5 protein-coding genes are annotated in these 5,587 nt (G+C 39.0%); 3 read left to right on the forward strand and 2 right to left on the reverse strand.

The annotated features are described in order from the left end of the window. Positions 1–602 precede the first annotated feature (602 nt). Both B2V92_RS02385 and B2V92_RS02390 read right to left on the reverse strand, forming a co-directional pair. On the reverse strand, positions 603–875 hold the full coding sequence (locus tag B2V92_RS02385) for an isoleucyl-tRNA synthetase (RefSeq protein WP_293304498.1): 273 nt from the start codon (positions 873–875) through the stop codon (positions 603–605). Further along, entirely contained in the window at positions 872–1,060 is a 189-nt protein-coding gene (locus tag B2V92_RS02390) for a hypothetical protein (RefSeq protein WP_293304500.1), read from the reverse strand. The genes B2V92_RS02385 and B2V92_RS02390 overlap by 4 nt, the downstream gene beginning before the upstream one ends. A gap of 84 nt (positions 1,061–1,144) precedes the next feature. Between B2V92_RS02390 and ileS the strand changes: the two genes are divergently transcribed. The 3 genes from ileS to B2V92_RS02405 are packed head-to-tail and all read left to right on the forward strand — an operon-like array spanning position 1,145 to position 5,562. Further along, the gene (ileS, locus tag B2V92_RS02395; RefSeq protein WP_293304501.1) at positions 1,145–4,546 is read left to right on the forward strand and encodes an isoleucine--tRNA ligase; all 3,402 of its coding nucleotides are present in this window, start codon (positions 1,145–1,147) and stop codon (positions 4,544–4,546) included. Between the two features lie 30 nt (positions 4,547–4,576). Beyond that, positions 4,577–4,960: a TraR/DksA family transcriptional regulator gene (locus B2V92_RS02400; protein ID WP_113947776.1), complete on the forward strand. Its 384-nt coding sequence runs from the start codon at positions 4,577–4,579 to the stop codon at positions 4,958–4,960. Continuing rightward, positions 4,960–5,562 (forward strand): lipoprotein signal peptidase, encoded by a 603-nt coding sequence (locus B2V92_RS02405; RefSeq protein WP_293304506.1) that lies wholly within the window; start codon positions 4,960–4,962, stop codon positions 5,560–5,562. Before B2V92_RS02400 ends, B2V92_RS02405 begins: the two co-directional genes overlap by 1 nt. Positions 5,563–5,587 lie beyond the last annotated feature (25 nt).

Raw genomic sequence — 5,587 nt, forward strand, 5'->3', positions numbered from 1 at the left:
TTTGGAGCGCCAAAGTACCCAAAGCGCTTCGTCAATCCAACAATGTGCTTCCACACATGCCCATCTCACATCAAAAAAACAGCGGCACTTTGTTTTGTGCAGCAAGTGTTAAATAGGTTAAAGTTTTTGCTAAATCTGCACAAAACCACTGCGTTTCAGATTTGGTAGTGCTAATTGTTCTATTTTGCAACTGTTTTTTTGATTTCCCTGCACTTGGGATTGACGGGTGTTCTTCGGTAAGACCTGTTTATTTTTCAAAGCAAACTAGCATAACGCCTTAAAAAAACTCTTAATCTAAAAACATATCTTACAACAACAAGTAGAAAGAACTGCAACACTGATTTTCCAGAAAATTCAATAGGATTGGAAAGGTCTTTATTTCTTTCACCCGCCTAAGCAATCTAAACCTGATGGTAGCGGCAGACCGAAGTATGAGGGCTACAGCGAACAGCAGGACGAACATTAAAATGAAACGCGGCCCTTGCTTTTCTAAGTCCGTAATACCTAAAGCTATTGGTTAAATCCACAAACAATGTTTCCCTCTCCTCCAAGAGAGGGACAGCAAAACAGAACATACCTTTAAAAATGCTGTCAGGGTGAGGTTATTCGGCCGCAGGCTTTTTCTCCTCTTCATCTTCCGGAACCTCAACCGTTGGGTCGGTAATGATCTCCGCATTGCCATCGCTATCTTTTTTGGCAAACAAGATTGGATAAAGCAGCCACAACGCGCCGATGATAATCAATACACCGGCCAGCATCTGAAGATAAATGCTTCCTTTTACATGATTGGCATTTAAAATTTTATAGGCGATAAAAGAAAGTATGCCCGTTACGAGCACAAAGACGGCTTTTTGCAATTTTAACAGCTTAATCATGGGTTCTTTCTTTTTAGTGTAACAATATGTATTAAAACAAAGATGAGCCCAATTAGTTCGAGCAGGCCACAGAAATAAAATGCGTAAAGTACAAAATCGCGGTTTGCCGGACTGATCACTGCAACAATTGGCAGGGCAATTACGGCCACAATCATCAGTACAAGCCCGATATTAAATAATTTCACGTTAAAAGTATTTACATCAAAACTACCAAAATTCGGGCAAATCTGTTAACTTTGCAACCTTTAATTTTTTGAGGTACTTGATTGATGTATAGCGAATTTAAACAATTGGAACTTGCCAAAATAGGGCAGGAAATACTGGATTTTTGGAAAAAGGAAAATATCTTTGAAAAAAGCATTTCATCCCGTCCTAAATCTAATCCGTTTACTTTTTACGAAGGACCACCGTCTGCAAATGGCATGCCGGGCATACACCACGTAATGGCGCGTGCAATTAAGGATATTTTTTGCCGCTATAAAACAATTAAGGGTTATCAGGTTAAAAGGAAAGCTGGCTGGGATACCCATGGCTTGCCTGTTGAGCTTGGAACTGAAAAGGAATTAGGAATTACCAAAGAAGATATCGGTAGAACGATTTCTATTGAAGACTATAACGAAGCCTGTAAAAAAACAGTAATGCGTTACACTGATGTGTGGAACGACCTGACTGAAAAAATGGGCTATTGGGTAGATATGGACGATCCATACATTACCTATAAGTCGAAATACATGGAATCGGTATGGTGGCTTTTAAAACAGATTTACGATAAAGGACTAATCTATAAAGGTTATACCATCCAACCTTATTCTCCAAAAGCAGGAACAGGGTTGAGCTCGCATGAGGTAAATCAGCCTGGGGCTTACCGTGATGTAACAGACACCACAATTGTTGCTCAATTTAAAGCGCTAGCTGACACATTACCAGCTTTTTTACAAGCTTTTGGCGACATTTACCTGATGGCATGGACAACTACGCCATGGACTTTACCATCAAACACTGCTTTAACGGTTGGACCAAAAATTGACTATGTTTTAGTCAAAACCTTTAACCAATATACCTTCTTGCCAACAAATGTAATTTTGGCAAAAAACCTGGTTGGAAAACAGTTTAGTAAAACTTTCTTCGAAAGCAATGAGGTTGAAGATTTTACAAATTTTAAAGCTGGCGACAAAAAAATCCCATATCAGATACTTGCCGAATGTAAAGGAAGTGAGTTGGTTGGAATTAAATATGAACAGCTTTTAACTTATGCATTGCCATACCAAAATGCTGAAAATGCATTTAGGGTAATTTCAGGAGATTTCGTAACTACCGAAGATGGTACCGGTATCGTACATACCGCCCCTACTTTTGGTGCAGATGATGCTAAAGTAGCTAAAGAAGCAATTCCGGAAGTACCGCCGATGTTGGTACTAGACGAAAATGATACTCCCGTTCCATTGGTAGATTTACAGGGTAAATTTACCAAACATGTTGGTCCTTTTGCAGGCAAATATGTTAAGAACGAATATTATGATGCAGGTACTGCCCCTGAAAAATCGGTTGATGTAGAAATTGCTATTTTACTAAAAGAAGAAAATAAGGCTTTTAAAGTAGAAAAATATGTCCACAGTTACCCACACAGCTGGAGAACTGATGAACCTCTTTTATATTACCCGTTAGATTCGTGGTTTATTAAGGTTACTGATGTTAAAGACAGAATGTTCGACCTTAATGAAACCATTAACTGGAAACCAAAATCAACCGGTGAGGGACGTTTTGGAAACTGGCTAAAAAATGCCAACGACTGGAACTTATCGCGTTCGAGATACTGGGGAATTCCTTTGCCAATCTGGAGAACAGAAGATAAAAAAGAAGAAGTACTGATCGGTTCTGTTGAGGAACTTTATCATGCCATCGAAAAATCTATAGCGGCTGGCTTCCAGAAAGAAAATCCTTTTAAAGGATTCGAAATCGGGAACATGTCTGAAGAGAACTATGACCTGATCGACTTACATAAAAATGTAGTTGATCAAATTGTTTTAGTATCTCCATCAGGTAAACCAATGAGTCGCGAAAGTGATTTAATTGATGTTTGGTTCGACTCTGGTGCTATGCCTTATGCGCAATGGCACTATCCTTTTGAGAATAAAGAAACCATTGATGGAAATGAAGATTTCCCTGCAGATTTTATTGCCGAAGGTGTAGATCAAACCCGTGGCTGGTTTTATACCCTGCATGCGATCTCTACCTTAGTTTTTGATAAAGTAGCTTACAAAAATGTTGTTTCGAACGGACTGGTATTGGACAAAAACGGACAAAAAATGTCTAAACGTTTGGGTAATGCCGCTGATCCGTTCCAAACCATTAACGAATATGGTGCTGATGCAACGCGTTGGTACATGATTTCTAATGCAAATCCATGGGATAACCTAAAATTTGATATTGATGGAATTGCAGAAGTACGCCGTAAATTCTTCGGAACCCTTTATAACACTTATTCTTTCTTTGCTTTATATGCCAACATCGATAAATTTGAAATCGACAAAAACAATTTAAGCAAGGTAGAAGACAGAACAGAATTAGACCGCTGGATTTTATCGTTATTGCAAACCCTGATTAACGAAGTTGATGAAAGTTACAATACGTACGAGCCAACCAAAGCTACCCGTGCCATTCAGGCTTTTGTTGATGAGCATTTAAGTAACTGGTACATCAGGTTAAGCCGCCGCCGTTTCTGGAAAGGTGAAATGACCGATGATAAACGTGCTGCTTACGAAACGCTCTATACCTGTTTAGAAACATTGGCACAGCTGATGAGCCCGGTTGCACCTTTCTTTGCCGATTGGTTATACCGCAACTTAACGGTTACCGATGCTTATGCAGAGCAGTCTGTTCACTTAACGTTGTGGAAAGAAGCCGATCAAAGTTTAATTGATAATGAACTGAACGAAAGAATGCTTTATGCACAAGATATTTCATCGATGGTTTTATCGTTGCGTAAAAAATCAGGCATCAATGTACGTCAGCCATTAGAGAAAATCTTAATTCCATCTTTAAGTGGCGATTTCGAACAAAAAATATCAAAAGTAGCCGATTATATCCTTTCTGAAACGAATGTGAAACAGATCGAATTTATTACCGATACGCAGGGCATCGTTAAGAAAAAGCTGAAACCCAACTTTAAATCATTGGGTAAAAAAGTTGGAAAAGACATGAGCCTGGTTAAAGAAGCTTTAGAAAATTCAAACCAGGATGATATCCAACGTTTAGAAAATGATGGCTTCATCATCGTAGTTGGAAGTAATGGTGAAGAATTTACCATTAATTTAAATGATGATGTAGAGGTTTTTGCCGAAGATATCCCTGGCTGGCAGGTAACCAACCTGGGCAGTTTAACTGTTGCCCTCGATGTTACCATTACCGAAGAGCTGAAACAGGAAGGTATTTCGCGTGAGCTGATTAACCGTATCCAGAATTTAAGGAAAGAATTAAACTTTGAGGTGACCGATAGGATTAAAGTTTCGTTACAAAATGATAACTTGGTAGCCAACGCGGTTAACAAAAACAAGGGTTACATTTGCGCGGAAATATTAGCCGACGAATTTGAATTAACAGATACTGTAAATAATGCAAACAAAATCGTGATAGATGATGTTGAGTTAAGCATTTCAGTAACTAAAATATAAATCCATATATTAGAAAACTAAATTAAAAACATGGAAAACAGTAATAAAACACGCTACTCAGACAGTGAACTTCAGGAATTCAAAGAATTGATCCAAGATAAATTACGCATGGCTAAGGAAGAACTTAATTCGCTTACAGCATCTTTAAGTAACCCTAACGCAAACGGTACGGAAGATACTTCTGGTGCTTACAAAACACTCGAAGACGGTTCTGCAACGATGGAGAAGGAACAGATCAATCAATTGGCTGCCCGTCAACGTAAATTTATCGACAACCTGGAGAATGCTTTGGTGCGTATCGAGAACAAAACCTATGGTATTTGCCGCGAAACCGGTAAACTGATCCAAAAAGAGCGTTTACGTGCTGTACCTCATGCAACTTTAAGCATGGAAGCTAAATTAAAGCAGAGTTAATGAAAGGCTATACAAAACCTTTAATTGTAATCTTTTTGGTTTTACTGGCCGATCAGCTGGTTAAAACCTGGGTTAAAACACATATGTACCTTGGGCAGGAGTTCCACATCATCGGTAAATGGTTTATTATCCATTTTACCGAAAATAATGGGATGGCCTTTGGTATGGAGTTTGGTGGCGAGTTTGGTAAACTGGCCTTATCTCTTTTCCGTATTGCAGCGGTTGCAGGGATTGGCTATGGTTTACACTATTTAATCAAACATAAATTCCACCGCGGTTTAATTTTAAACGTTGCACTGATCTTTTCAGGCGCATTGGGAAACATTATCGATTCTGTTTTTTATGGTAAGGTTTACGGTTACGAAAGCTGGTTCCACGGCCGTGTGGTAGATATGTTCTACTTCCCGATTGCCGAAGGACATTTCCCTACCTGGTTACCGATTTGGGGAGGCGAAGAGTTTGTTTTCTTCAGGCCTGTTTTTAACCTTGCAGATGCAGCTATTTCCGTTGGGGTGATCCTAATCCTGATCTTCCAGAAAAACTACTTTAAAGAAGATGTAAAGGATGAAGTTAGCATCAATAGTGAGATTGTAGAAGATTAAACAAGCGGATCGTCCTGCTGAACTT

It is taken from the genome of Pedobacter sp. UBA5917, from assembly GCF_002432345.1.
In the GTDB taxonomy this organism is placed as follows: Bacteria; Bacteroidota; Bacteroidia; order Sphingobacteriales; family Sphingobacteriaceae; genus Pedobacter.

Bases quoted from the DNA above. Each gene is read 5' to 3' on its own strand.
- B2V92_RS02385 (WP_293304498.1), bottom strand. From the start codon at position 875: ATGATTAAGCTGTTAAAATTGCAAAAAGCCGTCTTTGTGCTCGTAACG.
- ileS (WP_293304501.1), top strand. From the start codon at position 1,145: ATGTATAGCGAATTTAAACAATTGGAACTTGCCAAAATAGGGCAGGAA.
- B2V92_RS02400 (WP_113947776.1), top strand. From the start codon at position 4,577: ATGGAAAACAGTAATAAAACACGCTACTCAGACAGTGAACTTCAGGAA.
- B2V92_RS02405 (WP_293304506.1), top strand. From the start codon at position 4,960: ATGAAAGGCTATACAAAACCTTTAATTGTAATCTTTTTGGTTTTACTG.